This is a genomic window from Dongia soli (assembly GCF_034044715.1).
GTDB classification, from domain to species: Bacteria; Pseudomonadota; Alphaproteobacteria; order Dongiales; family Dongiaceae; genus Dongia_B; species Dongia_B soli.
Genome location: NZ_JAXCLW010000001.1, coordinates 235,837 through 260,715, shown reverse-complemented (window position 1 = coordinate 260,715; position 24,879 = coordinate 235,837). Strand labels below are relative to the sequence as shown.

At 58.8% G+C, this 24,879-nt stretch carries 23 protein-coding genes; 9 read left to right on the top strand and 14 right to left on the bottom strand.

Annotated features, from left to right (window positions below):
- The first annotated feature begins 22 nt into the window (after positions 1-22).
- Positions 23-1,690 (top strand): MFS transporter, encoded by a 1,668-nt coding sequence (locus tag SMD27_RS01200; protein ID WP_320506513.1) that lies wholly within the window; start codon positions 23-25, stop codon positions 1,688-1,690.
- 45 nt (positions 1,691-1,735) lie between these two features.
- Here SMD27_RS01200 and SMD27_RS01195 read toward each other — a convergent pair whose 3' ends face one another.
- The 4 genes from SMD27_RS01195 to SMD27_RS01180 form a co-directional block, all read right to left on the bottom strand.
- Positions 1,736-4,054: an Orn/Lys/Arg family decarboxylase gene (locus SMD27_RS01195; protein ID WP_320506512.1), complete on the bottom strand. Its 2,319-nt coding sequence runs from the start codon at positions 4,052-4,054 to the stop codon at positions 1,736-1,738.
- A gap of 229 nt (positions 4,055-4,283) precedes the next feature.
- Entirely contained in the window at positions 4,284-7,115 is a 2,832-nt protein-coding gene (locus SMD27_RS01190; protein WP_320506511.1) for an ATP-dependent Clp protease ATP-binding subunit, read from the bottom strand.
- 194 nt (positions 7,116-7,309) lie between these two features.
- Positions 7,310-7,972: a pyroglutamyl-peptidase I family protein gene (locus tag SMD27_RS01185; RefSeq protein ID WP_320506510.1), complete on the bottom strand. Its 663-nt coding sequence runs from the start codon at positions 7,970-7,972 to the stop codon at positions 7,310-7,312.
- A 65-nt stretch (positions 7,973-8,037) separates the two neighbouring features.
- Positions 8,038-9,591: a DHA2 family efflux MFS transporter permease subunit gene (locus SMD27_RS01180; protein WP_320506509.1), complete on the bottom strand. Its 1,554-nt coding sequence runs from the start codon at positions 9,589-9,591 to the stop codon at positions 8,038-8,040.
- Positions 9,592-9,927: 336 nt separating this feature from the next.
- Between SMD27_RS01180 and SMD27_RS01175 the strand changes: the two genes are divergently transcribed.
- The 3 genes from SMD27_RS01175 to SMD27_RS01165 all read left to right on the top strand — a co-directional run bounded on the left by SMD27_RS01175 (position 9,928) and on the right by SMD27_RS01165 (position 12,961).
- Complete coding sequence (locus tag SMD27_RS01175) at positions 9,928-10,974, top strand: type III polyketide synthase (protein WP_320506508.1); 1,047 nt, start codon at positions 9,928-9,930, stop codon at positions 10,972-10,974.
- A 1-nt stretch (position 10,975) separates the two neighbouring features.
- Positions 10,976-11,509 carry an isoprenylcysteine carboxyl methyltransferase family protein gene (locus SMD27_RS01170; protein WP_320506507.1) on the top strand — a complete coding sequence of 178 codons (534 nt, stop codon included), beginning with the start codon at positions 10,976-10,978 and terminating at the stop codon, positions 11,507-11,509.
- 210 nt (positions 11,510-11,719) lie between these two features.
- Positions 11,720-12,961 carry an MFS transporter gene (locus tag SMD27_RS01165; protein WP_320506506.1) on the top strand — a complete coding sequence of 414 codons (1,242 nt, stop codon included), beginning with the start codon at positions 11,720-11,722 and terminating at the stop codon, positions 12,959-12,961.
- A 116-nt stretch (positions 12,962-13,077) separates the two neighbouring features.
- Here SMD27_RS01165 and SMD27_RS01160 read toward each other — a convergent pair whose 3' ends face one another.
- Genes SMD27_RS01160 through gstA form a run of 3 tightly spaced genes read right to left on the bottom strand, consistent with a single transcriptional unit; the run spans position 13,078 to position 14,718 of the window.
- On the bottom strand, positions 13,078-13,401 hold the full coding sequence (locus SMD27_RS01160) for a DMT family transporter (protein WP_320507527.1): 324 nt from the start codon (positions 13,399-13,401) through the stop codon (positions 13,078-13,080).
- 2 nt (positions 13,402-13,403) lie between these two features.
- Positions 13,404-14,090, bottom strand: a complete 687-nt coding sequence (locus SMD27_RS01155; RefSeq protein ID WP_320506505.1) for a glutathione S-transferase family protein — start codon at positions 14,088-14,090, stop codon at positions 13,404-13,406.
- 13 nt (positions 14,091-14,103) lie between these two features.
- Positions 14,104-14,718, bottom strand: coding sequence for a glutathione transferase GstA (gene gstA, locus SMD27_RS01150; protein ID WP_320506504.1), 615 nt, complete (start codon positions 14,716-14,718; stop codon positions 14,104-14,106).
- A gap of 112 nt (positions 14,719-14,830) precedes the next feature.
- Between gstA and SMD27_RS24095 the strand changes: the two genes are divergently transcribed.
- From SMD27_RS24095 to SMD27_RS01140, 3 genes are all read left to right on the top strand, one after another.
- The gene (locus SMD27_RS24095; protein WP_379990912.1) at positions 14,831-15,103 is read left to right on the top strand and encodes a helix-turn-helix domain-containing protein; all 273 of its coding nucleotides are present in this window, start codon (positions 14,831-14,833) and stop codon (positions 15,101-15,103) included.
- Positions 15,025-15,774 (top strand): LysR substrate-binding domain-containing protein, encoded by a 750-nt coding sequence (locus tag SMD27_RS01145; RefSeq protein WP_320506503.1) that lies wholly within the window; start codon positions 15,025-15,027, stop codon positions 15,772-15,774. The genes SMD27_RS24095 and SMD27_RS01145 overlap by 79 nt, the downstream gene beginning before the upstream one ends.
- A 78-nt stretch (positions 15,775-15,852) precedes the next feature.
- Positions 15,853-17,049, top strand: coding sequence for a serine hydrolase domain-containing protein (locus tag SMD27_RS01140; RefSeq protein ID WP_320506502.1), 1,197 nt, complete (start codon positions 15,853-15,855; stop codon positions 17,047-17,049).
- A 47-nt stretch (positions 17,050-17,096) separates the two neighbouring features.
- On the opposite strand, the gene SMD27_RS01135 is transcribed toward SMD27_RS01140, so the two are convergent.
- The 4 genes from SMD27_RS01135 to SMD27_RS01120 form a co-directional block, all read right to left on the bottom strand.
- Positions 17,097-17,324, bottom strand: a complete 228-nt coding sequence (locus SMD27_RS01135; protein ID WP_320506501.1) for a hypothetical protein — start codon at positions 17,322-17,324, stop codon at positions 17,097-17,099.
- Positions 17,325-17,387: 63 nt separating this feature from the next.
- A complete protein-coding gene (locus SMD27_RS01130) occupies positions 17,388-17,543 on the bottom strand; it encodes a hypothetical protein (RefSeq protein WP_320506500.1) in 156 nt (51 codons plus the stop codon).
- A gap of 30 nt (positions 17,544-17,573) precedes the next feature.
- Positions 17,574-17,762, bottom strand: coding sequence for a hypothetical protein (locus SMD27_RS01125; protein WP_320506499.1), 189 nt, complete (start codon positions 17,760-17,762; stop codon positions 17,574-17,576).
- Between the two features lie 314 nt (positions 17,763-18,076).
- Positions 18,077-18,562 carry a PAS domain-containing protein gene (locus tag SMD27_RS01120; protein ID WP_320506498.1) on the bottom strand — a complete coding sequence of 162 codons (486 nt, stop codon included), beginning with the start codon at positions 18,560-18,562 and terminating at the stop codon, positions 18,077-18,079.
- A 236-nt stretch (positions 18,563-18,798) separates the two neighbouring features.
- Between SMD27_RS01120 and SMD27_RS01115 the strand changes: the two genes are divergently transcribed.
- Together SMD27_RS01115 and cydB are read left to right on the top strand one after the other, a co-directional pair.
- The gene (locus tag SMD27_RS01115) at positions 18,799-20,223 is read left to right on the top strand and encodes a cytochrome ubiquinol oxidase subunit I (RefSeq protein WP_320506497.1); all 1,425 of its coding nucleotides are present in this window, start codon (positions 18,799-18,801) and stop codon (positions 20,221-20,223) included.
- A gap of 2 nt (positions 20,224-20,225) precedes the next feature.
- Positions 20,226-21,260 carry a cytochrome d ubiquinol oxidase subunit II gene (gene cydB, locus SMD27_RS01110; RefSeq protein ID WP_320506496.1) on the top strand — a complete coding sequence of 345 codons (1,035 nt, stop codon included), beginning with the start codon at positions 20,226-20,228 and terminating at the stop codon, positions 21,258-21,260.
- A gap of 170 nt (positions 21,261-21,430) precedes the next feature.
- Here the strand turns inward: cydB and SMD27_RS01105 are convergent, their stop codons facing one another.
- From SMD27_RS01105 to ilvD, 3 genes are all read right to left on the bottom strand, one after another.
- Complete coding sequence (locus tag SMD27_RS01105; protein ID WP_320506495.1) at positions 21,431-22,234, bottom strand: M55 family metallopeptidase; 804 nt, start codon at positions 22,232-22,234, stop codon at positions 21,431-21,433.
- 126 nt (positions 22,235-22,360) lie between these two features.
- A complete protein-coding gene (locus SMD27_RS01100; RefSeq protein WP_320506494.1) occupies positions 22,361-22,843 on the bottom strand; it encodes a PAS domain-containing protein in 483 nt (160 codons plus the stop codon).
- A gap of 121 nt (positions 22,844-22,964) precedes the next feature.
- Positions 22,965-24,815, bottom strand: coding sequence for a dihydroxy-acid dehydratase (ilvD, locus tag SMD27_RS01095; protein ID WP_320506493.1), 1,851 nt, complete (start codon positions 24,813-24,815; stop codon positions 22,965-22,967).
- Positions 24,816-24,879 lie beyond the last annotated feature (64 nt).

The window sequence follows — 24,879 nt, the reverse complement described above, 5'->3', positions numbered from 1 at the left end:
ATTGCGTTCCATTAGGTGGCCGATGCTGCAATCCGTCTCACCGAAACAGGATCTGAAGCAGGACAATCCGGAGGCGGCACCGATTGCGCAAAAGCCGAGGAAGTGGCAGTCGAGCTGGGCACCGCTGACGATCGAAGCCTTTCGTCTCATCTGGATTACCGATCTTTTCGCCAACCTCTGCACTTGGGCGCAATCCGTCGCGGCGGCCTGGATCGTCACCTCCAGTCATGCCAGCTCGACGACAGTCGCCATGATCCAAGTGGCCGCGTCTCTCCCACTGGTGATGCTGTCGATCGCAGCCGGCGTTCTCGCCGATAATTACGACCGGCGCCGGATCATGCTGATCGGCCAATCGATCGAGATGCTGGGCAGCATCGTCCTCACCGCGATGTCCTTCCTGCATCTCCTTAATCCCTTCTGGCTCATCCTGCTGACCTTCTGGGTATCCCTCGGCAGCGCAGTGACCGTTCCGGCCTGGCAGGCCGCTGTGGGCGAGCAGGTTCCCAAGACCATGGTAGCCGATGCGGTGCTGCTGAACAGCGTCAACTACAATGTCGCGCGTGCCGTGGGACCCGCGATCGGCGGTCTCATGCTAGCCGGGCTGGGGCCAGGCTGGGTATTCTGCGCCAATACACTGGCCTATATCGGCCTGTTGTGGGCCTTGTGGCGGTGGCGACGCCCACCTCATCAATGGCATCTGCCACCGGAGCGCCTCTACGAAGGCATGGTCGCGGCGTTGCGCTTCGCGCGCTATTCCAGCGTCACCCGCCTCGTCATGATCCGGTCGTTTTTCTTTGGCCTGACGGCCAGTTCGATTTGGGCGCTGCTGCCGCTCTTGGCACATCGGCTGCTGGATGGCGGCTCACTGGTTTACGGAGTGCTGCTCGGATCACTTGGCTTGGGCGCCATTCTTGGCAGTACCCAGGTAGGCTATGCGCGGCAAATTCTTGGCAGCAGCGCACTCATCAGCCTTGGCGGCGCGGTCTTTGGGCTTGTCTTGCTGACGGCCGGGCTCGCCACCTATCTGGTCGTGCTGGTGCCGGCTCTGATCATTGCCGGGGGCGCCTGGATCGCCGCTCTGTCGACTTATAATACGGCAGTCCAGGTCCTTGTGCCGGAATGGGTGAAAGCACGCGCCCTCGCACTCTACCAAACGACCCTTTATGGCGGCCTCAGTCTGGGATCGTTCCTATGGGGTGTGGTCGCCGATCTGTTCGGGTTGCAGGAAGCGTTCCTGGTATCCGGCGCGGCTATGGTGATAATCGCGGTTTTTGCTTATCGCCTGAAATTGCCGGAATTGACGGCCTTCGATGTCAGCGCGGCACGGCCGGCTCCAGCAGAACCTGAAAGGGTCGCGGGCGGGCTGGACATGCGACGCGGCGCGGTGCTCGTCATGATCGAATACACGATAAATCAGGACCAGCACCGGGCATTCCTGCGGGCGGTACGCGATCTCCGCCGGGTGAGGTTGCGCAATGGTGCGACGCGCTGGGCGCTCTATCGCGATGTCAATAGGCCCGAAATCTGGGAGGAGATCTATACCGTCGATAGCTGGCTGCAGCATCTTCGGATGCTGGACCGGCTAACGGTTCACGATCAGCAGATCATCGAACGGGTGGCTGGTTTCCATCGCAGCGATAAGCCGCCGGTGGTGCGCCGCGCTGTCAGTTACGTTGCGCGCAGCCTGTGATATGATCGGCGTGCGGGCGGCATTAGTCCCGCACGCCGATTGAACTCATTTCCTTTTACCGCCTTTGACGCAATAGACCCGATATTTGCCGTCTTCCACTTCGACACCGTGGGTGTCGTGGGTGAAGCCGGGGAAGAGATGGTCAAAGGCCTCCAACGATTTAAGATAGCCGAGCAACGGGCCATCCGCCGGCCCGGCATTTTCCCCCGGCATCATCAAGGGAATACCGGGCGGATAAGGAACAACACCGGTAGCCACGGTGCGGCCCACCATTTCGTCCAATGTCACCTGCTCGACATTGCCCCTCACCAACTGCTCATAGGCCTCTACGGGGCTAAGATCGGGGGTCGGCAGCGTTGCAAAACCCTTGGCCATGAATTCGGTGGTGCGCACCTTCTTCATGGCGGCGAACATCGAGCTGGCAAGATCGCGTAATCCCATGTCGCGATAGGTGGCCGGGTATGACGCAACAAGACCGGGCAGGACCTGTTCCAAAGGGGCGTTGGCATCGTAATCGCGTTTGAAATCAAGCAGGGCATTGACGAGCGTGCCCCATTTCCCCTTGGTGACACCAAGCGAGAACAGGAACAGGATCGTGAAGTCCGTTGTCTTTTCGACCACGATTCCCTGCTGTCCCAGATAGGCGGTCAGGACCGTTGCTGGAATGCCGTCTTTCCCGATGCCTCCACTTGGCGTCGCCCCTGGTGTCAGGATCGAGACTTTGATGGGATCCAACATGCAATAGCCGTCTTCGAGATCCCCGAAGCCGTGCCAGTCTTCATTCGGCCGCAAAATCCAGCAATTGGGATCACTCACCAGATGATCTTCTTCCGCCTCATGGAAAGAAACTTTCTTTTTGGACGCGGGATCCTTGACGCTCTCCGGCTGCCAGGCATCGAAGAACCAGTCGTTCTTCTTGGTGAACTCCGCGTATAGTCGCGCCAGCATCTGGCGGAAGGCTACGGCTTCGCGGATCGATTCGGTGGTCAAGGCCTCACCTGAATCATCCATCATTGCCGCGCTGACATCGTTCGACGCGATAATGGCATATTGCGGCGATGTGGAAGCATGCATCATGAAGGCTTCGTTGAAGCGTCCATGATCGATCGGACGCCGGCCGTCGCGTATATGAATGAAGGAGGCTTGGGACAAGGCGGCAAGCAGTTTGTGCGTCGACTGGGTGGTGAAAACCGTCGGGCCGTCCGGCTTGTGATCCTTAGGATCCCCATGCATGCCGAAACGATCGCGATAGATGGGATTGAACCGGGCATAGCCGTACCACGCTTCGTCGAAATGCAGGCGGTCGACCGACGCGCCGAGGATCTCCTCGACCCGGGTCACGTTATAGCATAGCCCGTCATAGGTTGAATTGGTGATGACGGTGTGTACCGGGGTCGGGTCGACGTCCTTGCGGACCAACGGATTGCTGGAGATCGCCCGTTTGAGCGCTTCAGCTGTCAGCCGTTCCGGTGGGATCGGGCCGATAATGCCAAGCTTGTTGCGGGTCGGCACCAGATAGGTGGGTATGGCGCCGGAGAGCGTCATCGCATGTTCGACCGATTTGTGGCAGTTGCGGTCGCAAAGCGCCACCTGGTCGCGGGTCACGCTGGCCATGAGGATGACGCGGTTCGAGGTCGACGACCCATTGGTCACAGTATAGCTGCGATGGGCACCGAAGACGCGGGCCGCATAACGCTCGCCTTCACCGATCGGGCCGGAATGGTCCAACAGAGAGCCAAGCTGGCCTACTGAAATCGACAAATCGGAACGAAACAGGCTTTCGCCGAAAAATTCGAAAAAAGCGCGACCCGCCGGCGCCTTCAGGAAGGCGGTGCCACCGGTATGACCCGGCGTATGCCAGGAATATTCATAGACACGCGAGAACCGTGCCAGGGCGCGGAACATGGGCGGCAAAACCTGTTCGCGATAACGCTGCATGGCGGCAACGATGCGACCGGCGACAAAATCCGTTGTATCTTCCAGGAGCCAGATGAAATCATCGGCCTCCTGCATGGCCTGGGTCGGGATTTTCGACGCTGTGCTGCGATCGGTCGTCAAAAAGATAGGGACCTTGGAGTTTCTCGCCCGGATATGGCCCAGAAGTGCCGTGACATCGGTGTGGTTCTTGTCCTCCTTGATATCCCAGTCGAGCAGCACGCATTGGATCGCTGTATCGGAAGCCGCAATCGCGCGGGCGTCATCCACGGTTACCGCTTCTACAATGTCTACATCGCGCTCGCGAAGCTCTTCCACTAGTGAACGGATTGCTCGTCCCAGCGCTGACTGCTGATTGAGTTCGTCATTGATGACCAGGGCATACATGCCAAGCCGCTGGCCCATGCGTTGATTCGTTGCTCGTGACATAGCAGAGGCTCCTGAATTGTTTTTAAATTCGACCTCTCCCACCTCCCGCTTATAAGTGGGCACGCAACTCACGCTAGAAGGGAAGCATCCATAGATGATGCGCAAAAACAAGAGGCTGCACGCCCCGCTCTGGGCTCTAACGTCCGCAATCTCGCTTCCCCAGTACCGTTTCGGACGTTAACCATCGCTTCCGCCGCTCTCCCGGCGGACGCACATGCATGGTGCAAGACTACACAGCCGCCGGCTCGTTGTCAGACGAATTCGGCTTGCGGCCCGCTGCTGCATCCGAGACATTGTCTCCAGTTGCGGCGACTTTCTTCTTCTTGCGCTCGACGGTGTCCGTCTGGGGTACTTCATCCTCTGGCTTCGGTTGCGGTGCCGTGACGGAGAAGGCGACCTCCCGTTTTTGCTGGTCATAGGTGCAACGGACACTGCTGCCTTCGGTGACCTCCCCCCGCAGCATGGACTTGGCCAATTTGCTTTCCAGAAGTTGCCGTATCTGGCGTTTCAATTCACGCGCACCGAATTCCGGCTGATATCCTTCTTCGGCCAGATAATCGACGAGACTGCCGTCGAAACTGAGATCGATATCCTGGGAGCGGGCCAGTTTGCGGACCCGCTCCAACTGCAATTGGACGATTTCTTTAATCTGTTCCCTGTCGAGCGCATGAAAGATGATGATCTCATCGATGCGATTGAGAAATTCCGGGCGGAAATGCTGACGCAGGGCCGACATCACTTGGCCACGTGTATCTCCCTCGCGATCGTCCCGGGTGATGAAGCCGGGCGGCCGGCGTCCCTGCACGATGACATCGGAAGCGAGGTTGCTGGTGGCGATGATCAGCGTGTTGGTGAAGTCCACTACACGGCCTTTCCCATCGGTGAGACGGCCGTCATCGAAGACTTGAAGCAGAACATTATAGACATCCGCATGCGCCTTCTCGATCTCATCGAGCAGAATGACACTGTAAGGGCGGCGTCGGACGCGTTCCGTCAGTTGTCCGCCTTCATCATAGCCGACATAACCTGGCGGCGCGCCGATCAGACGGGCGACGGCATGCCGCTCCATATATTCGCTCATATCGATCCGCAAAACGGCATCCTCGTCGCCGAAGACAACCTCCGCCAAAGCCTTGGCCAATTCGGTTTTGCCAACCCCGGTTGGACCCAGAAAAAGGAAGGTAGCGATTGGGCGGTCGCCTTGCTGCAAGCCGGCCCGGGACAAACGGATCGCATCGCTGACCGCTCGGATCGCCTCCTCCTGGCCGATCACCCGCTCATGCAGCCGCTCCTCCATCTTAAGCAGCTTGGCTTTTTCCTCCTCGGTCAGATCCGCAACGGGGATGCCGCTCAATTTGGAGACGATCTCGGCCACATCCGATAAAGACACCTCGGCCGTGCTGGTACCGATTTTCTGTTTCCACTTTTCCGTCATCTCAACAAGGTCTTTGGTCTTGGCCGTAATCTGTTCCTCAAAGTTCTTGGCACGGTCGAACCGCTTTCGGGCGCTGACATAGGCCTGCTCGCGATTCAGCTGGGCGATCTCGGCTTCCAGCTCCTGGATCTCCAATGGCCGTGATGTAGTCGACAGACGGACCCGGGCCGCCGCCTGATCGATCAAGTCGATGGCTTTGTCGGGCAGGAAACGGCCGCTGATATAACGATCGGAAAGTTCCGCCGCCCCCACCAGGGCTTCGTCCAGAATCGTGACCTTGTGATGTGCTTCCAGGCGGTCGCGCAGCCCGCGCAGGATATTGATCGTCTGTTCGATGGTCGGTTCGACGACGAAAACCGGCTGGAAGCGACGCTCAAGCGCCGAGTCCTTTTCAATGTATTTCTGATATTCGTTGAGCGTTGTGGCGCCGATCAAATTCATCTCGCCGCGCGCCATGGCCGGTTTGAAGACATTGGCGATATCGAGGCCACCTTCGCCGCCTCCCTGGCCTGCGCCGACAATGGTGTGAACCTCATCGATGAACAGCACCAAGCCGTCGCGCTGCGCGGTGATCTCATCCATCACCTGTTTGACGCGTTCCTCGAATTCACCGCGGAATTTGGCGCCGGCAACAAGGGAATTGATGTTCAATTCGATCAGCCGCTTATTACGCAGCACCTCGGGCACATCACCACCGATGATGCGCTGCGCCAATCCTTCGACAATCGCGGTTTTGCCAACGCCGGGTTCGCCGATCAGAACAGGATTGTTCTTCTTGCGCCGGGCGAGAATTTCCACCGTGGTCTCCACCTCTTTCGACCGCCCGATCACAGGATCGAGCTTGCCATCGCGCGCCAGCTTCGTCAGATCGCGGCTATATTTATCAAGCGTCGGCGTATTGGTGGGCGTGTTGATCTGGCCTTCTTCGGCGCCTTTGCCGACAATCCGCACCGTTTGTTGCCGCAAGGCCTGCGGTGTCAATCCGTATTTGCCAAGCAAGTTGCCAGCGAAACTGTCCGGTACCGAGGCCAAACCGATCAACAGATGTTCCGGGCCGACATAGTTGTGCCCCATTTCGCGGGAGCTCAGGAAAGCCTGGTCCAGCGCGCTCTTGACGCGGGGCGAGATGCCGATCGAGGCGACGCGGGCGGTATTTTCCGCTTCGCCTTTCTGCGCATTCTGCTCGATATAGCCGCGCAAATCCTCCGGCGAAATCTTGAATTGCTGGAGAATAGATCGAACGATATCGCTTTCCGTCAGTTCGTAGAGCAGGTGCTCGCTATCGACATCGCGCTTGCCGAACTGGGTGGCGCGCTCGGCTGCGCGCTGCAGGATTTCTTTCGCCTTCGCGCTGAAATGCTGTTCCAGATTGATCCCTTGCTGGTCGCCTGGACGTGTGCCGCGACGTGGCAAAGCGGGGTCCCCAGCGGGGGATTCATTCAGCAGGTCACTGAGAACACCGCTGCCGAATAATGCTTCGAAGGGAGATATCTGGCGCTGGTGCCGGGTCAATTGTGTGTAATGGAAGTCGCAGACGTCGAGTTGCCGTTGCCGTCCGTTCTGTACGACGGCAACGCGTACGGTTGCCGGCCGAACACCACAGATGTCGCAGAAATTCTGGGCCATGATCGCTCCCATGAAAAGAGATCACATGCGCGAGACTTGCACATCGCCTGATGACGAAGGCCCATGATAGCCGCAGGCGGACTGGATTTGGCAAGACATTACTTATGTGGCTTGGCCAGCTACCACATTCAGCTATGCCGACAACGGACTGACCCAAGAGTCCGGTGACGCAGACCGCTTGGATCTTTCGCGTTTCATTGCGCGGTCAGGCCGGTCCGAATGGCGATTTTTACGGCCTCGATCATCAAATCGAGGGGCAGAGATGGCAGGATCGAATCCGGTGAGATCAAGGTGAGCTCGTCAGGCTTTTCTTCTATCAGCATCGCTGCAACTTGCTGCGTGGCATAGGGCAAATGAATGAAACCGCAGCGGGGCTTTTGCGATTGGTCAGCGCAGATGCGCAGCGCAGAATACAAGGTGGCGTTGCAAAGATAGGCACCCGCGGTGTTGGACAGGCGGGCTGGGATGCCGCTTGCCAGAAGCGCCCGCTGAATCGCATCGCAAGGCAGGGTCGCTATACGTGCGGCCGGACCGGACGGCTCGATCGGGCTCGAACGCAATTTCAGTCCCGCATTATCCGCAAGATCGAAATCTGCGAGATTGAGGCCGATCCGCTCCAGGCGGATCATGTCCTCCCCGCCATAAAGGCCGAGGCTGAGGACCAGAACAGGTGCTGTCTCGCGGATCGATTTTTCAAGCCGCGCAGCGTGACCTTCGAAAGTCACCGGGAGGATTTCACTATGGATCCGCAAATCATCAATGCCGGCGCCGTGGAGCGCCTTGGCAATTTCCAAAGCGGGATTGAAAGTCAGGCCGCCAAAGGGTTCAAAGCCGGTCAACAAGACGGTGCGCGACATCGACGCCAATCCAATTGCTGTGATGAATTTCAGGGCACGGTAATGGTCTCGCGTCGCTCTGGCAATCAGTTACCGCTGCTGGCGGGCTTTCGCTTCAGCAGAAACAGGGCAAGGACGACACCAATCAAGGTTAGCAGGCCGAGCATCATCCAGGCATCGTTGATGGCGGCAACCAGGCCCGCCCGTTCCACCAGCGGCCGTACCAGTTCCTGGGTTGCTTCATCCGGAGCTGCGATCGGTTTGCCGACGAAGCGGTCGGTCGGCAGTCCGACGAGGCGGGCGGCGTTGGCATCGCCTGCCAGCAGGCGGCTGACAAAATGCTGGACATGTATCGGGGTCCGACCCCAGATCACCGTGTCGATCAAAGCAAGCCCGATTGCCCCGCCGAGGTTGCGCAACAGATTGAAGAGCGCGCTGGCATCGGGCACCCGGCTGGCCGGCAGATGGTTGAGCGCTAGCCGCGTTGGGGGCAGCAGGCAGAACATGATCGCTCCGCCGCGAATGACTTGGGGCCAGAACATGCCGGCGAAATCGGTTTCCCAGGTGGCGTAGTAGCTGAAACCGAGGCCGACGGCGAAAATCGCAAAGCCGATACTGCTCAGCAGACGCGCATCGAAACGTCGCTCAAGCGCCACCGCTACCGGTGCCACAAGGAGTTGGGCAACACCGGAAACCAGCATGATCTGGCCGATCTCAAAAGCCGAATGCAGGCGCACCAGAGAAAGGAAAACCGGCATCAGATAGACGGAGCCGTAGAGGCCGAAACCGAGAATGAAGCTGAGCGCACAACCGATTGAAAATCGGCGGTCGGCCAGCAGGCGGAGATCGACGATGCGATTTTCGGCAAGCCAGGTGCGGAAGATGAACAGCGAGCCGCAGGAAATCACGATCAGGAAGAGCATGATCGGTTGGAGCGACAACCAGCCATGATCCGGGGCCCGCTTGAGGCCGATCTCCAGGCTGGCCAAGGTGGCCGCGATCAGTGCGAGGGCGATCCAGTCAAGTTTCTGTAAGGGCTGTTCGACTCCGATACGGCCCGGCAGGCATGTCATGACGACAGCCAGCACCAGCACGCCCGGTGCGAGATTGATGAGAAAAAGCCAGTGCCACGAATAGGTGTCGGTGATCCATCCACCGACCAACGGACCGATGGTTGGTGCAAAGACGGCCAGGGTGCCGGCGATGGTGGTGGCGAGACCTTGAAGGCGAAACGGAAAGATCAGGAAAACCGCGGAAAAGACCAATGGGATAAGACAGCCGCCGGTAAGCCCCTGCACGATACGACAGGCAATCAGGCTCGCAAGGCCAGTGCTGAAGGCGCAGCCGAGAGAGGTCAGGGTGAAGCCCGCGATTGCCGCCAGACAGAGGGTCCGCAAGCCGAGCAACCGCGTGAGCCAGCCGGTCAGAGAAATGGAAATCACTTCCGCGATCAGATACGCCGTTTGTATCCAGCTCATATCCTCCGGCCTCATGCCAAGACCGGTCTGGATATCGGGCAGCGAGGTGGCGACGATCTGGATGTCGAGAACGGCCATGAACAGCCCCAGGCACATTGCGCTGAAGCCGAGCCAGAGGCGGGTGGAAGGTGCGGGCAGTATGAGCGTCGAGCTATCGTGCATGGATGAATCCGCGAACCGTATTCCCATTTCGTCGTTGCGGTTGATGCTCGCCCTATTTTCAGGAGGTTACGGTGCGGACCTGCACCCCGCATACTTGACTACGTTAATTCGATATTTATTCCAATCGCTGACGAAGCTTTTTCCGCCGACAAATTCTTTGCGGATGATAGAATAATCGGTGCTGCGCTGTCGTCTTAATCCCACGGACCTTGTTTTAGCCCGCGGCCACGGCCGCAAAACGCAGTGTGCCATATGACTCTGATCGATCAATTTAGGGACAGATCCCCCAAGGTATACCGTGCGGATGACCAGGACAGGGTCATTCTCGAATCCCGGTTGGACGCTGATCCGACCATTCTCTCCATTGCGACCAGCGTACCGCCTCATCGCCTGCTCCAAGGCGATGTCGAAATGATGGCGCCGGAGCTGTTCGACCAGCGACGATCGAATATCGAGCGGCTGATGCCGGTTTTCCAGAACGCCGGCATTTCCCAACGCTTTTCCTGCGTACCTCTCGATTGGTATCGCGAGCCGCACGGCTGGCAGGAGCGCAATCAGCTATATATCGATCATGCTGTCGACTTGCTGGAGCGGGCGGCGTCAGAAGCATTGATGAAAGCTGGCCGCCAAGCGAAGGATATCGCGGCCATCGTCGTCGCATCAACCACGGGTATCGCGACTCCCAGTCTCGATGCGCTGATCTTGAATCGCCTTAATCTGCCCAGCCATGTCCAGCGTCTGCCAATTTTCGGGCTGGGCTGCGGTGGCGGTGTCGTCGGTCTCGGCCATGCCGCAACCTTGGCGCGGTTGCAGACGGAGGGTGACGTCCTCTTCCTGGCGGTCGAGCTTTGCGGCCTCACCTTCCGCCAGGGCGACATGTCCAACAGCAATATCATCGCGGCGGCTTTGTTTGGCGATGGTGCGGCGGCAATGGTACTCGGTCGCCCGGGGTCACGGGGACCACGTCTCGGGCCCGCGGGTCTCCATACCTGGCCGGATTCGCTGGATGTGATGGGGTGGAATGTCTGTGATGATGGATTAGGTGTCATCTTCTCCCGCGATATCCCGACGATCGTCCGGCAGGAATTAGCAGCGGCGATTGCCGGCTTCCTCGCACATCACAAACTGGAACGGTCCGATCTTGACGGCTTCATTTGCCATCCAGGCGGCATGAAGGTGCTTGATGCTCTGGAAGACTGCCTCGATCTTCCACGCGGCAACCTGGCGGCCGCCCGCGAGATCCTGCGGGAATACGGCAATATGTCGGCCGTGACAGTACTCTTCGTCCTACAGCGTATGTTGGCCGGCGGCCTATCGGGACGATATCTGATGTCGGCGCTGGGACCCGGCTTCACGGCTGCGTTTCAGCTGATCGAGGCCTGATATGGCGATGGAGGGCGCCATTCTCTGGGCCATTCTCCTGCTGCTGTTTGTGACGATCCAGCGCGGCGCCGAGTTGGTCTATGCCAATTACAACACCAGGCGGCTCCGCACCGCTGGCGCTACTGAAGTGGGTGCCGGTCATTACCCGCTGATCGTCTTGCTGCATGGCGCCTGGCTCATAGCCTTGTGGCTTTGGGTGCTGTCGGGTGATGTGGAGCTGCAGCTTTGGGCTGTTGGCGCTTATCTCGTCTTGCAGGCTTTCCGTGTCTGGATCCTGGCCAGCCTTGGCAGCTTTTGGACGACGCGTGTGATCATTCCGGCAGAGGCGCCGCCTTTGGTGAGGCGCGGTCCCTATCGCTTCTGCCAGCATCCTAATTATGTGCTGGTCGTGCTGGAAATCGCCCTTTTGCCGCTGGCGCTTGGCGCCTGGCCGCTGGCGGTGATCTTTTCCATCGCCAATGCCCTGCTGCTCGCTTGGCGCATTCATGTCGAAGAGGCAGCCCTGACGCCGCGCCGGCCGCGCTCCACGACCTGACGAGAGTCACGGTCGGAATTGATCCACTCGCCGAGATTTCTTTCGTCGTGCACCGGCGCTGCCATAGCAGAGTCTCATCGCCGGCAACGGTGGATGATGACGGATGATCGCTTGCAGTTGATTGTTACTACGCTAGACTTGCCGCTCTTATCCCGGCTGTAAATCTACTGCACTTTCCCGTTTCGATCGTTCAGTTGTCAGGAGTCTGACGTGTCTCTCTTGTCTGACCTGCGCTCCCTTACCGCAAAGCAACGCAGTGCCGTCGTGGCCAGCTATCTCGGCTGGACCCTGGATGCCTTCGATTTCTTCATCATGGTCTTCGTGCTGAAGCATATCGCGACAGAGTTCAACACCGATGTGAAGTCGGCCGCCTTCGCCATCACCCTGACATTGGCGATGCGCCCGGTCGGCGCTTTGCTGTTTGGCCTCGCAGCGGACCGCTTCGGGCGGCGGCCGACTCTCATGGCCGACGTGCTGCTCTATTCCGTCCTTGAATTCGTTTCCGGTTTTGCACCCAGTCTGACGGTCCTCTTGGTGCTCCGCGCCCTTTACGGAATAGCCATGGGTGGCGAATGGGGCGTGGGGGCGTCTCTGACCATGGAAACCATCCCGCCGAAAACGCGTGGAATCATCTCTGGCGTATTGCAGGCGGGCTACCCGACGGGATATCTGCTGGCATCGGTGGTGTTCGGCCTGCTTTTTGATCATATTGGCTGGCGGGGCATGTTCATGATCGGTGCGTTGCCGGCCCTGCTCATTTTTTATATTCGCCGTCATGTCGATGAATCTCCAGCCTTCGTGGCGCGACAACATCTTAAGTCGCGGCCAAGCGTGCTGACCGTTGTTCGCCGCGAATTCGGCCTGCTGATCTATGCGGTCCTGCTGATGACGGCCTTCAACTTCTTCAGTCACGGCACGCAAGATCTCTATCCCACCTTCCTTGAGGTCCAGCATGAATTCTCGACCCAGACGGTGAGCTTGATCGCCATTGTCTATAATATCGGCGCGATTATCGGCGGGCTCGGTTTCGGCGCTTTATCAGAGAAGATCGGTCGCCGGAAGGCGATCATCATTGCGTCGGCTCTCGCTTTGCCGGTGATCCCGCTTTGGGCCTATTCCTCGACGCCGGTTCTGCTCGCGGTCGGCGCTTTCCTGATGCAGGTCGCAGTCCAAGGCGCCTGGGGCGTCATCCCGGTTCATCTGAACGAGCTGTCGCCAGATGAAATCCGCGGCACATTCCCGGGCGTTGCCTATCAGCTTGGCAATCTGTTGGCTTCCGTCAATGCGACCTTCCAGGCAGGACTGGCTGAGAGCAACAATAACAATTATGCCTTCGCTTTGGCTTTGGTTGCCGGCGTTGTTGCCGTCGTCGTCATTGTGCTGACTGCCTTGGGCAAGGAGGCGCGAGGCGTGGTTTTCGGAACCAATGCCGGCGAACAGCCGGCAAAATAGGCCTGGAAGGCAGTGCCGCGGAGATCCAGGACGCAGGTCGCGGCGTCAAAGGCGCCCAGCCTGCAGCCAGGAGGAGGGCGGATTGATATTTCAGTCCGCCTTATCATGTCAGGCCCTCAGGCTGTTCCGATTTTCAGGCCGATCGTGCCCATCACGATCAAACCGATCCAGAACAGGCGCATTGGATCGATTCCTTCACCGAACAGGACAATTCCAATCATGACGGTCCCGGCGGCGCCGATACCGGTCCAGACGGCATAGGCCGTGCCGACCGGCAAGACCAGCAGGCTACGGCCCAGAAGCAAGACAAGGCCACCCAACAGCAGCAAAGACAGAAGGCTCCAGCCGGGCTTGCTGAAGCCTTCGGCATATTTCAACGACACCGCCCAGAGCACATCGAGAAGACCCGCGGCCACCAGCATTATCCAAGCAACCGTCATGTTCATGAGCAAACCTTTTGCCGGTTATGTGCCGCTATATGGTGCAGATAGGCGCCGTGCCCGGCGAGAAAGCGGCGCAGGCGATCGGCATAATCCGGTACAACGGCTTGTTGAATGCTCGGTCGTTGTGACAGATGTTCCCGCCAGCGACGAAGCTTGCCCAAGCCGTCGAAAATGCCAAGATCGACGATCGTGTCGAAGACATCGAAATAGCGAAAGACCGGGCCGAAGGCAGCATCGACCAGACCGAAACGGCTGCCGGCAAACCAGGGGCCGCCATCCAGAACCTGCTCGACCTGGTCGAATTTCATACGCAACTCTTCAGCTTTGCACCGCAAGGTCTCGGCATTCTGCGCTGTCTCCAATCCCCAGATGGTAGCAAGAACCGCGGAGCCAAATTCGATCCAGGCCCGTTCCCGGGCGCGGCTCGCAGGATCGTCAGGATGCAGCGAGCGCGGGAAGGCCTCTTCCAGGTAATCGCAAATCACGGCGGATTCGAACAGGACCGTACTGTCGGCCAATTGCAGCAGCGGTACCTTGCCGAGCGGTGATAGCGCGCTGAACCAAGCCGGTTTCTCGGCGAGGTCGATATAGTCGCATTCATAGGGGATGTGTTTTTCCATCAAAGCGATGGCCACGCGCTGCACATAGGGGCAGAGCGGATGGCTGATTAGGCGGAGCTGGCTCATGGCTTGATCGTCACTATGCCGCTTTTTTCAAGCCTTCGGCCGCCATGGCTGCTTCCACGGCAGGGCGGGTTTCAATCTCGTTCATATAGCGCTGCAGATTGGGATAGGGCGCCAGATCGAGCGCGAGGTAATTGCTCCAATTGACGACGGTAAAGCAATAGGCATCGGGCAGGGTAAATGCGTTCCCCAACAGATAACGATGTGTCGACAGATGGTGGTCGAGATATCGGAAACGCCGGGCAAGTATCTCGCGCGCCGTATCCTTGGTCGCGCTGGCGCTTTCGGCGTGCCAGAGCGGGGTGAAGCTTTTATGCAGCTCGCTGTTGATGAAGCCCAGCCATTCCAGGACTCGATATCGCTCAATCCTTCCTTCGGCGGGTAGCAGGTTTCGCTCCGGTCGTTGTGCCGCCAGATATTGCAGCACCGCCGGACCTTCCGTCAGCAGGATGCCCTGGTCGATCTCCAGGGCAGGAACATAGCCTTTCGGGTTAATGGCACTGTAATCGGCGCCACCGGCAGTGATCTTGCTTTTGAGGTCAACTTTCTCCAGGTCCAGATCAAGGTCGAGTTCGTGGGCGATGATATGCGCTGCAAAAGAACAGGTGCCGGGGCTGTAATAGAGTTTCATATCGCGGTCTCCTAATGATGAAGCGTGACGGAGACCAAGATATGGCTTACAATTTTGCAATAAAATTTGTTATTTCGTAAATTGTACTTGCAAATATGCAAATAGATAAGAGATGGACGACTGGAATGATTTTCGCCTGATCCTGGCAATTTCCCGCAGCGGTTCGCTGACCGGGGCCGCACAGGGGCTCGGCATCAACCATTCAACGGCCTTTCGGCGGCTGAATACTGCCGAGGAGCGAATGGCGTCCGCCTCTTCGAACGCCTTCCCGGGGGCGTTTATCTCCCGACCGCTGCGGGCGAGCGCGTGGCGGAAGCGGCGGAACGGATCGAAACCGAGACGGCTTCGCTCGGTCGTGAGATTGCCGGTCGTGATCATCGCCTGACCGGCCAGCTTCGCGTCACCAGTTCCGATACGCTTGCCTCTCGGCTGGTGACCGGCCATTTCGCTCGGTTTAGGCAGATGCATCCGGGCATTGTCGTGGAACTGACCGTCGATAATCGCGTCCTCAGCCTGTCACGACGGGAAGCCGATATCGCCCTGCGGCCGGCCCGGCCAAGAGAAGGAGATCTTTTCGGTCGCAAACTGGCCGACATCGCCTGGGCGGTTTACGGCGCGCCAGCACTTCTCACCAGCCGGTCGCCATTTGAAAACCCGGCCAAGCTCGCCGATATGCCGATGATCGGCTGGAGTGCAGATGCCAATGGCATTCCGGCATCCGAATGGTTGGCGGCACTCGTCACGCCAACAGCATGGGTCTATCGTTCGAACAGCCTAGTTAACCAGTTCATGGCAGCAAAAGCCGGCATCGGCTTGGCGGTCTTGCCTTGCTATCTGGCCGATCCCGATTCCGAGCTGCAGCGCGCTATCGCTGCACCGATCTCCGAACTAATGCGCGAGTTGTGGATCGTAACCCATAGCGATTTGCGCCGTACCGCACGCGTGCGCGCTTTCTTCGATGTGGTTGGAGATGGGCTGGCATCCGAGCGCGCGCTTTTCGCCGGCGAATACCCGCGGCTAGGCTCACATCCTGGCGTTGTCGCCGCCGGCATATAAGCATACCGGTGATTGGCGCCGGGTGCTATGACTAGAGCCACAACGCCGTTCGTTTCTCAAATAGATCGAGGATGCATTGTGACAGCGCAAAAACTGATGACCGGTTTTCCGTCACCCGCCGAGCAACAAGTCTCGCTGGAAAACTGGCGCCGCCCGCCTTTCAATCGGTGGGCTTTCCATCATGTGCGGGAGATCCTGCCGACAGCCAATATCCGGCGTGGCACAGGTGCTCCCTTGGCTCTTCCCGCCGGCAATCGCAAGCTGGGCGATGTAGGGTTCCGCGGTCCCGATGGCCGCGACCGGACGCTTGCACAAATGCTGGAAGAAAGCACAACAGACGGATTCATTGTGCTGCAGCGCGGCCAAATCGTCGCCGAGAATTATTTCAACGGCTTCACTGAAAGCGAGCCGCATATCGTCTTTTCCGTCAGCAAATCCGTGAGCGGCACATTGGCGGGAATTTTGGTCGAAAAGGGACAACTGGATCCCGACGTCCCCGTAACGCGCTACATTCCGGAAGTAGCCAAGTCGGCCTATGGCGATTGCACGGTGCGCCATGTCCTGGACATGACGGTCAGCATCGATTTCGTCGAAGACTATCTCAATGTCGATGGCCCCTTCGCGCGGTATCGCGATGCAACCGGCTGGAACCCGATTTACGATCCGGCACGCCTTAATGATCTGCGAAACTTCCTCTCCAGCCTGCCGCGCGACCGCCATCCCCATGGCGAAAGATTCTATTACGTGTCGCCGAATTCGGATCTCCTGGGGTGGCTGATTGAGCGGGCAGCGAACCGGCCTTTCACCGCGCTGCTATCGGAACATATCTGGCAAAAAATGGGCGCGGAATATGACGCCTATGTCACGGTGGACCGTTTCGGTGCACCGCGCACCGCTGGCGGCATCTGCATCACCCTGCGTGATCTCGCGCGCTTCGGCGAATTGATGCGGCTGGGCGGTGCGATCGGTGGCAAGCAGATCGTACCGGCTGGCTGGGTCAAGGATATTCTGCAAAATGGCGACCCGGTCGCCTGGCAGAAGGGATCGATGGCGAAGTTCCTGCCGCAGGGACGCTATCGCAGCAAGTGGTACATGGTCGGAAATGAGACGAATGCCTACTGTGCCATCGGCATTCACGGCCAATGGATCTATGTCGATCCGGCCTCGGAAATGGTGATCGCCAAATTGTCGTCGCAGCCCTTGCCGGCCGACGATGCGATCGATCATTTGCTGCTCGCCGGCTTCGATGCAATTGCAAGATCGCTAAGAAACTGAAAAGCGTGGCGCGGCACTCGCAATTGTGCGAGTGCCGCATTCTCGTATCAGGCGTTGGAGCGCATCAAAGACTTGATGGCGGGACGGGGACGCCCGGATAATTCGGAAATTTTTCGGTCTTGGGCTTCCAGAGCCGCTTTAGCTGACGCCAACTCGTTGGTATAATCCAGTTCGTCGCTGTGGATTTTGCGGTTGGAACTGCGTGACCCGTCCTCATAGATAATATCGAAAGACAAAAGCGGGCTATCTTTTGTCTTCGGCTTTTTGCGGGACATACCATCTCCTCAATCACCTTGCGGCATAGATATCACTGCGCCATCTGGTGGTTCTATCGCGGATCAGTCTTTCTGTTCCGCAGCGTCGGCGCCGGGCTTTTTTGTCGCCTTGCGCAGCGCCGTTTGTTCTTGTTGTTCGCGGAGCTTCCGATCTTTCTTTTCTTGTTTTGCTCGGTTGCGGTCAGCGCGCTGCTGGCCATAATTTGGTTTTAGCGCCATTGCACCTCCTCCTTGCCCTTCGCCAAATCGTCAGGAAAGCTCGCTTTCGCGGACCACGCGTTCTTGCCCATCCTTGGAGCTCTTGATACGGTACTGACAATCCGCCGTCTCGCTGGGCAGCAATCGAACGATCTGATAGCTCCCGCGCGAGGTCGAGGCGTGATTCATGTTCGGGGTAAAAATGACTGTTTGCCCGATCTTGAATTTGTGTGGCGTCATGTTCCTCTCCTCTTTTGCGCGCGCCTATACCACCGGTGAGGCCGCAAGCAATACGCGGACTCTACCGGAGCCAACGCAAGTGAAATGGGCGAAATACAGTGCGGCAACGCCGTGCGGCGTTGCGCGCGCAAAAATTGTCTCGAAGATGCTTGCGGTTAATAGCAGCCGGGTTCGGTCACAGCTGCCTTGCGCCGGCGCACATTACCGGAGAGCGCCTGCAATTGCATCTACGAAATTGCTGAGCCGGTCTCTCGTCAATTTGCATCTTTCTGGTGCAAAACGATAGTGATCGTAATGAGATACGAGGCGTGGGCTCACTTTTTCTTTAACGGCACCGACCAGTCCGCGATCTTGGAATCATACGTCAGTTCGCCATAATCCTCGATCGAGAGGCATTGCTGAATCTCACCGCCGATGGTCAAGGGAAACAGCCCATAGCACACATGCAGGAAGTAACCTTCGCCGGTCGGCCAGTGATAGGTATTGACCGTGGCGCGGCCGCTGGCGTGACATTTGGCATAATCCTGCTGCAACTGATTCACCGACTCGGCATAGATGCCGACAGCGAATTCGTCGAGATACCGACCTGAAATATTCATGCCCGTCATCTGGTCGACAATCGTGCCGGTCAGCCGATACCGTACCCGGAAAGGATCCGGCTCGATCTCGACCAGCAGCAAATAGGGTAACAAGTCGGTAATGGCCGCAGGGTCGACCTGGTGCCGCTCGGGCGCTTGGCCGCCGGCCAGATTTTCCCAGTATTTCCGCAACCGGTCGATTCTCTCGGGATACTCGGTCATCGTCTCATCCATGGCTCCGATGGCCGTCCGTTCCCGGCGGAAATATCGGGAGGTCCCTTATATATCATCGCCCGGTCAGGTACTACCCCAACGGTCAATGCCCCGAATTGACGCAGCGGCAAGTTGATGCGCGTCATCCGGCATGCTCGAAGCTGCCTTGACCCCGGTGCTAAGCACTGTGCATGCTTTGATTGCCGAGCAGATCAAGCATGGGTGGCCTCAAGGGAGCTTGATTGATGGAACTCGATGCCGTTCTTCTGGCGCGCCTGCAATTCGCCTTCACCATCTCATTCCATATCCTCTTTCCCTCCTTCACCATTGGCTTGGCTAGTTACCTCGCTGTTCTGGAAGGACTTTGGCTGAAGACCGACCGGCGGGTCTATCGCGACCTCTATCGATTCTGGTCGAAAATATTCGCCGTATCCTTCGGCATGGGCGTCGTATCCGGTGTGGTCATGAGCTACCAGTTCGGCACCAATTGGAGCCGACTTTCGGATAGCGCCGGAAACATACTCGGTCCCCTGCTGTCCTATGAAGTGCTGACGGCCTTTTTCCTCGAGGCCGGATTTCTCGGCATTATGCTGTTTGGCTGGGACCGCGTGGGGCGTGGCCTGCATTTCTTCGCCACCTGCATGGTGGCAATCGGCACGCTGTTTTCCGCTTTCTGGATACTCTCGGCCAATAGCTGGATGCAGACGCCAAGCGGCTATGAGATTGTTGATGGCCGGTTCCAGCCGGCCAGCTGGCTGGCGGTCATCTTTAACCCGTCCTTTCCTTATCGCCTGGTACATATGACCCTGGCCGCTTATCTGACGACGGCCTTTGCGGTCGGCGCGGTCGGTGCGTGGCATCTGCTGTATCGCCGGTCGCGCGACAATGCCCGCCAGTTGGATGCCGCACGGGTGATGTTTTCGATGGCGATGTGGATGGCGGCCTTCGTCGCTCCGATCCAGATCCTGGCCGGCGACATGCACGGCCTCAACACACTGGAGCATCAGCCCGCCAAGATCGCCGCGATGGAAGGCCATTGGGAAACCAGCCAGGGCGCGCCGCTGCTGCTCTTCGGTCTGCCCGACATGCAGCGGGAGGAGACAAAATGGGCGGTTGAAGTTCCGCGCCTTGGCAGTCTCATCCTGACGCATGAATGGAACGGGACTTTGCGCGGGCTGAAGGAATGGCCGGCGGACGAACGGCCGAATGCATCGATCATCTTCTGGTCGTTCCGCTTGATGGTGGCGATTGGCGTTACAATGATGCTGCTGGGATTAACCAGCCTGGTTTTGCGTTGGCGCCGACGCCTCTACGAAACCAGATGGTTCCATACTTTCGCCTTGATGATGGGGCCGAGCGGCTTTCTCGCCGTGCTGTCCGGCTGGGTTACCACCGAAGTTGGCCGCCAGCCCTGGGTGGTCTATGGGCAGTTGCGCACCGCCAATGCGGTGTCCTCGGTGCAGGCCGTACATGTCGCCATTTCGCTCGGCTTGTTTCTGGCGGCCTATCTCATCGTTTTCGGTGTCGGCGTCTATTACCTGCTGAGGATGATGGCAACGGGACCGGTGCCACAGCTCGCCGACCAGCCACAGACGGGCGGGCCGGGTCAGCCGCAGCAGCCGATGCGACCTATTTCCGCGGCCTTAGATTCTTTGGAAGCAGGAGAATAGCCATGGACGGTCATTCCTTCGGCATCGACCTGCCGTTGTTATGGGCCATCATCATCGCTTTCGCTGTCTTCATGTATGTGGTGATGGATGGCTTCGACCTTGGTATCGGCATCCTCTTTCCCTTCATGCGCGGGAAAGAGGATCGCGATATCATGATGAATTCGGTGGCGCCGATCTGGGACGGCAACGAAACCTGGATGGTTTTGGGTGGAACCGGGCTCTTCGCCGCCTTCCCGCTCGCTTATGCGACGATCCTCCCAGCGCTCTATTTGCCTTTGATCCTGATGTTGATCGCCTTGATCTTCCGTGGCGTTGCCTTCGAATTCCGCTTCAAATCGAACCGGACACGCCCCGCCTGGGATGTCGCTTTCGCCACCAGTTCAACTATTGCCGCTTTCGTTCAGGGTGCGGCTTTGGGTGCCTTCATCCAGGGCTTCACGATCGTTGACCGGCAATATGCCGGCGGCGCCTTCGACTGGTTGTCGCCGTTCGCAATTTTCACCGGCTTGGCCCTTGTCATTGGCTATGCCGCATTGGGGTGCAGCTGGATGATTATGAAATCGGAGGGCGACCTTCAGGAACGCATGTTCCGAACCATGCCGGTGCTTGGTTTACTGCTGCTGCTTTTCGTGGCCGCGGTCAGTCTGTGGACGCCACTGCAGCATCCGGCGATCGCCGAGCGCTGGTTTTCGATGCCCAATCTCGTCCTGCTCTCGCCGGTGCCGATCCTGGTACTGGCGGTCGCCCTGGCGCTCTGGCGCGCCATCAGGCTGCAGCGCGAGGTCCAGCCCTTCATCCTCACATTATGCCTCTTTCTGCTGTCCTATATCGGCCTGGCGATCAGCCTGTGGCCGAACATCATCCCGCCGGAGATCAGCATCTGGCAGGCGGCGGCGCCGTCGGAGACGCAGGGATTTCTCCTGGTGGGCGTCCTGTTCCTGATCCCCATCATCCTCGGTTATACCGCCTATAGCTATTGGATCTTCCGCGGCAAAGTGCCGGCCCAAGGGGGCTATCACGGAACGGAGCATCATTGATGCGCTGGCGGCTGCCGAATAAGTCGCAATGGTTCTGGTTCGTCGGCTTATGGTGCGCCGGCGTTCTGGCAGTAACCCTGCTGGCTTATGCGGTGCGTCTCGTGACGCCGTGATCTTGCCTCGAGTAACCGGCAGCCAGTGAGAGAGGCCGGCTGCCGGAACCGTATCGATCAGACCTTCAGGATGAATTTGAGCGCGCGCAGGACTTCGAAATAATCGCTGGTTTCGAAGCCGACAGTGCGATTGCCAAGGTGGCGCGCGCCAGGATACCAGGACGTCGCATAAGCGTCGGTGGGGTTGTTGAAGGCGATTTCCAGCTTGAAGGCCGTCGGCAGGGTCAGGCGGCAGGCAGCGCGATTGCCGCGCAAAGCTTCTTCCGCCGTTGCCTCGATCACGCGGACCGCCTTTTGCGGCGCGATGCTGACAGTTGAGCGTCCGATACCTTCGCTGGTGGCGACGGTACTGATATTCGGATTGAGCGCCTTGACGTCCTCACCCAATCCTTTGTCGCCGCTGACCAGCACGACAGGCACATTATGCATGGCCGCCGCATAGCTGTGCAGCAGGAATTCGGATGCGACGACACCGTTCAAGGTGATGTGGCTAACGCGGCCGGTCATGGTATGGGCGAGCGGATTGCCTTCGGCACCGGCTTTCGAGTGATAGCCAATCAACATGACCGCATCGAAGCTGCTATCCAGTTCCTGCACCATGCTGAGCGGATGGCCGCTCCAGCCGCGGATGATCCGTACGCTCTCGGGCAGATCGGCAGTCAGGATGTTCCGTCCGCTGTCATGGGCATCCTTCAGCAGGATCTCGGTGGCGCCAGCGGCGATCGCCCCGTTGCAGGCGGCGATGGCTTCGCGCGTCATCTGTTCGCGGAATTCAGGATAGGTGGGATGGGTCTTGGTCGCTTCATCCCAATGCGTGATGCCGGCGATACCCTCGATATCGCAGCTGATATATACCTTCATAATGACTCCGATCTCCCCTGAGGCTCATGCTTGATGGCGATTGTTGTTTTCTGGCAGGCTCGGTCTGCATGCAGGCTATTCATAGCCAGCGCACGATGAGCGATCAATCCGGCTATTGATGGTCGGTTAAGTTTGGCTGGCGGGTTCGAGAATGCCGATGGCGAAGAGATGGCTGACCCCCTGGCTGTCATCGGAGAGCGGCATGGCAAAGCAATTGACCCGCTTCAACGTGCCGAAATGCGTAAAAACCGCCTTGTCGCAGGTATAGGGCGAGGCGGTGGCGGCGCAACGCCGCTTTACGTCGATGATCGGTTCGAAGGAGGGGAACTCCTTCAGAATATCCGAGAGGACGACGCCTTTGAGGCTGCCCCCGAAATTGGCCTCGACCGTGCTACCGGCCAGACGGTAACGGAAGTCCTGTCCACCCTCCAGCACATCCAGCAGCATGACGTTCGACAGGATACTTGCGACTGCGATGGGGTCGATTTCTTCCCGGCGGGGCAGGCGGCTTTCGGACAATCGCAACCAGTAATCATAGGCGAGGGGGAACAACGGATTGAGGGCAAGTGCCAATTCTTGCTCGCCCGGATCGCGGAAATCGTAGATCATTTCACGGCCGCTCAGGCTTCCTAATCCATCGCCCGGCTTTCCCCCTGCGGTCATCGGCTGCATAGTCGCGGTCGGCAGCCGATGCCGACGGTCGCATGACATGTTGTAGCGGTGAGTAACGTTAATCTTCCGGGACAACGCGGACCGCACCCCGGGAGGCGCTGGTGGTCAAAGCGGCATAGGCCCGAAGCGCTGTCGACACCTGGCGATTGCGCTTCATCGCCGGCTTCCAGCCGTCACGACCCTTGGCATCCATCGCCTTGCGCCGCTGTGCCAGAACCTCGTCGCTGACCCGCACATTGATCTTCCGCTGGGGGATATCGATATCGATCATATCCCCTTCCTCGATCAGCGCGATGGCGCCGCCTTCGGCGGCTTCGGGCGAAGCATGACCGATCGACAGGCCGGACGTGCCCCCGGAGAAACGACCGTCGGTGATCAAGGCACAGGCCTTGCCAAGACCTTTGGACTTCAGGTAGCTGGTCGGATAAAGCATCTCCTGCATGCCCGGACCACCCTTCGGACCTTCGTAGCGGATGACGACGACATCGCCCGCTTTGATCTTGCCGAAGAGGATGCCTTCAACGGCGGCATCCTGGCTTTCAAAAATCCGGGCCGGGCCGGAGAAGGTGAGGATCGACTGATCGACGCCGGCGGTTTTCACGATGCAGCCATCGACCGCAATATTGCCGTAGAGGACGGCGAGGCCGCCATCTTTGCTGAAAGCATTTTCGACATTGCGGATGACGCCCTTCTCACGGTCGAGATCGAGATCCTCGAAATAGCGGTCCTGGCTGAACGCAACCTGGGTCGGCACGCCGCCGGGCGATGCCTTGTAGAATTTGTGGACCTCGGCGGCATCGCTGCGTTTGACGTCCCATTTGGCGAGTGCGTCCGCGACAGTCTTGCTGTGCACCGTCGGCAGTTCCGTATGCAGCAGCCCGGCACGGTCGAGCTCGCCCAGGATGCCCATGATCCCGCCAGCCCGATGCACATCCTCGATATGCACGGTGCTGATTGCCGGTGCCACCTTGCAGACATTCGGCACGTGCCGGGACAGGCGATCGATATCGGACATCTGGAAATCGACCCCGGCCTCATAGGCGGCAGCCAGCAGATGCAGGACGGTGTTGGTTGAACCGCCCATGGCGATATCCAGCGTCATGGCGTTTTCGAATGCCTTGAAGCTGGCGATGGACCGTGGCAGGGCGCTCTGATCATCTTGTTCGTAATAGCGGCGGGTCAGCTCAACCACGGTGCGGCCGGCTTGCAGGAACAGCTCCTTGCGTGCCGCATGGGTCGCGACGATGGTGCCATTGCCGGGGAGGGCCAGGCCCAGCGCCTCGGTCAGGCAGTTCATCGAATTCGCGGTGAACATGCCGGAGCAAGAGCCGCAAGTTGGACAGGCGCTGCGCTCGATCTTGGCGACCTCTTCATCCGAAACCTTGTCGTCGGCGGCGGCGACCATGGCGTCAACCAGGTCGAGGGAATGCAGCTTGCCGTCCTTCAGCATCAGCTTGCCGGCTTCCATCGGGCCGCCGGACACGAAGACGGTCGGGATATTGAGACGGAGGGCCGCCATCAGCATGCCGGGCGTGATCTTGTCGCAATTGGAAATGCAAACCAGCGCATCGGCGCAATGCGCATTGGCCATGTATTCCACGGCATCGGCAATGACCTCCCGCGAGGGCAGGCTGTAGAGCATGCCGTCATGCCCCATGGCGATACCGTCATCGACCGCGATGGTATTGAATTCCTTGGCAACACCTCCGGCGGTCTCGATCTCGCGGGCCACCATCTGGCCGAGATCCTTCAGATGGACATGGCCGGGAACGAACTGGGTAAAGGAATTGGCGATGGCGATGATCGGTTTGCCAAAATCCGCATCCTTCATGCCGGTAGCGCGCCATAGGCCGCGGGCGCCAGCCATATTGCGGCCATGGGTGGATGTGCGGGAACGATACTGAGCCAAATCGACCTCCAAAACCGGTAGCCCGGGCGGGGTCTGTCTGCAACGGGACATGCAGTGCGGTCAG

Excerpts from the sequence above, each read along its gene's own strand:
- SMD27_RS01200 (WP_320506513.1), top strand. The coding sequence starts at position 23 with ATGCTGCAATCCGTCTCACCGAAACAGGATCTGAAGCAGGACAATCCG.
- SMD27_RS01195 (WP_320506512.1), bottom strand. The coding sequence starts at position 4,054 with ATGTCACGAGCAACGAATCAACGCATGGGCCAGCGGCTTGGCATGTAT.
- SMD27_RS01190 (WP_320506511.1), bottom strand. The coding sequence starts at position 7,115 with ATGGCCCAGAATTTCTGCGACATCTGTGGTGTTCGGCCGGCAACCGTA.
- SMD27_RS01185 (WP_320506510.1), bottom strand. The coding sequence starts at position 7,972 with ATGTCGCGCACCGTCTTGTTGACCGGCTTTGAACCCTTTGGCGGCCTG.
- SMD27_RS01180 (WP_320506509.1), bottom strand. The coding sequence starts at position 9,591 with ATGCACGATAGCTCGACGCTCATACTGCCCGCACCTTCCACCCGCCTC.
- SMD27_RS01170 (WP_320506507.1), top strand. The coding sequence starts at position 10,976 with ATGGCGATGGAGGGCGCCATTCTCTGGGCCATTCTCCTGCTGCTGTTT.
- SMD27_RS01160 (WP_320507527.1), bottom strand. The coding sequence starts at position 13,401 with ATGACGGTTGCTTGGATAATGCTGGTGGCCGCGGGTCTTCTCGATGTG.
- SMD27_RS01155 (WP_320506505.1), bottom strand. The coding sequence starts at position 14,090 with ATGAGCCAGCTCCGCCTAATCAGCCATCCGCTCTGCCCCTATGTGCAG.
- gstA (WP_320506504.1), bottom strand. The coding sequence starts at position 14,718 with ATGAAACTCTATTACAGCCCCGGCACCTGTTCTTTTGCAGCGCATATC.
- SMD27_RS24095 (WP_379990912.1), top strand. The coding sequence starts at position 14,831 with ATGGACGACTGGAATGATTTTCGCCTGATCCTGGCAATTTCCCGCAGC.
- SMD27_RS01135 (WP_320506501.1), bottom strand. The coding sequence starts at position 17,324 with ATGTCCCGCAAAAAGCCGAAGACAAAAGATAGCCCGCTTTTGTCTTTC.
- SMD27_RS01130 (WP_320506500.1), bottom strand. The coding sequence starts at position 17,543 with ATGGCGCTAAAACCAAATTATGGCCAGCAGCGCGCTGACCGCAACCGA.
- SMD27_RS01125 (WP_320506499.1), bottom strand. The coding sequence starts at position 17,762 with ATGACGCCACACAAATTCAAGATCGGGCAAACAGTCATTTTTACCCCG.
- SMD27_RS01120 (WP_320506498.1), bottom strand. The coding sequence starts at position 18,562 with ATGACCGAGTATCCCGAGAGAATCGACCGGTTGCGGAAATACTGGGAA.
- SMD27_RS01115 (WP_320506497.1), top strand. The coding sequence starts at position 18,799 with ATGGAACTCGATGCCGTTCTTCTGGCGCGCCTGCAATTCGCCTTCACC.
- cydB (WP_320506496.1), top strand. The coding sequence starts at position 20,226 with ATGGACGGTCATTCCTTCGGCATCGACCTGCCGTTGTTATGGGCCATC.
- SMD27_RS01105 (WP_320506495.1), bottom strand. The coding sequence starts at position 22,234 with ATGAAGGTATATATCAGCTGCGATATCGAGGGTATCGCCGGCATCACG.
- SMD27_RS01100 (WP_320506494.1), bottom strand. The coding sequence starts at position 22,843 with ATGATCTACGATTTCCGCGATCCGGGCGAGCAAGAATTGGCACTTGCC.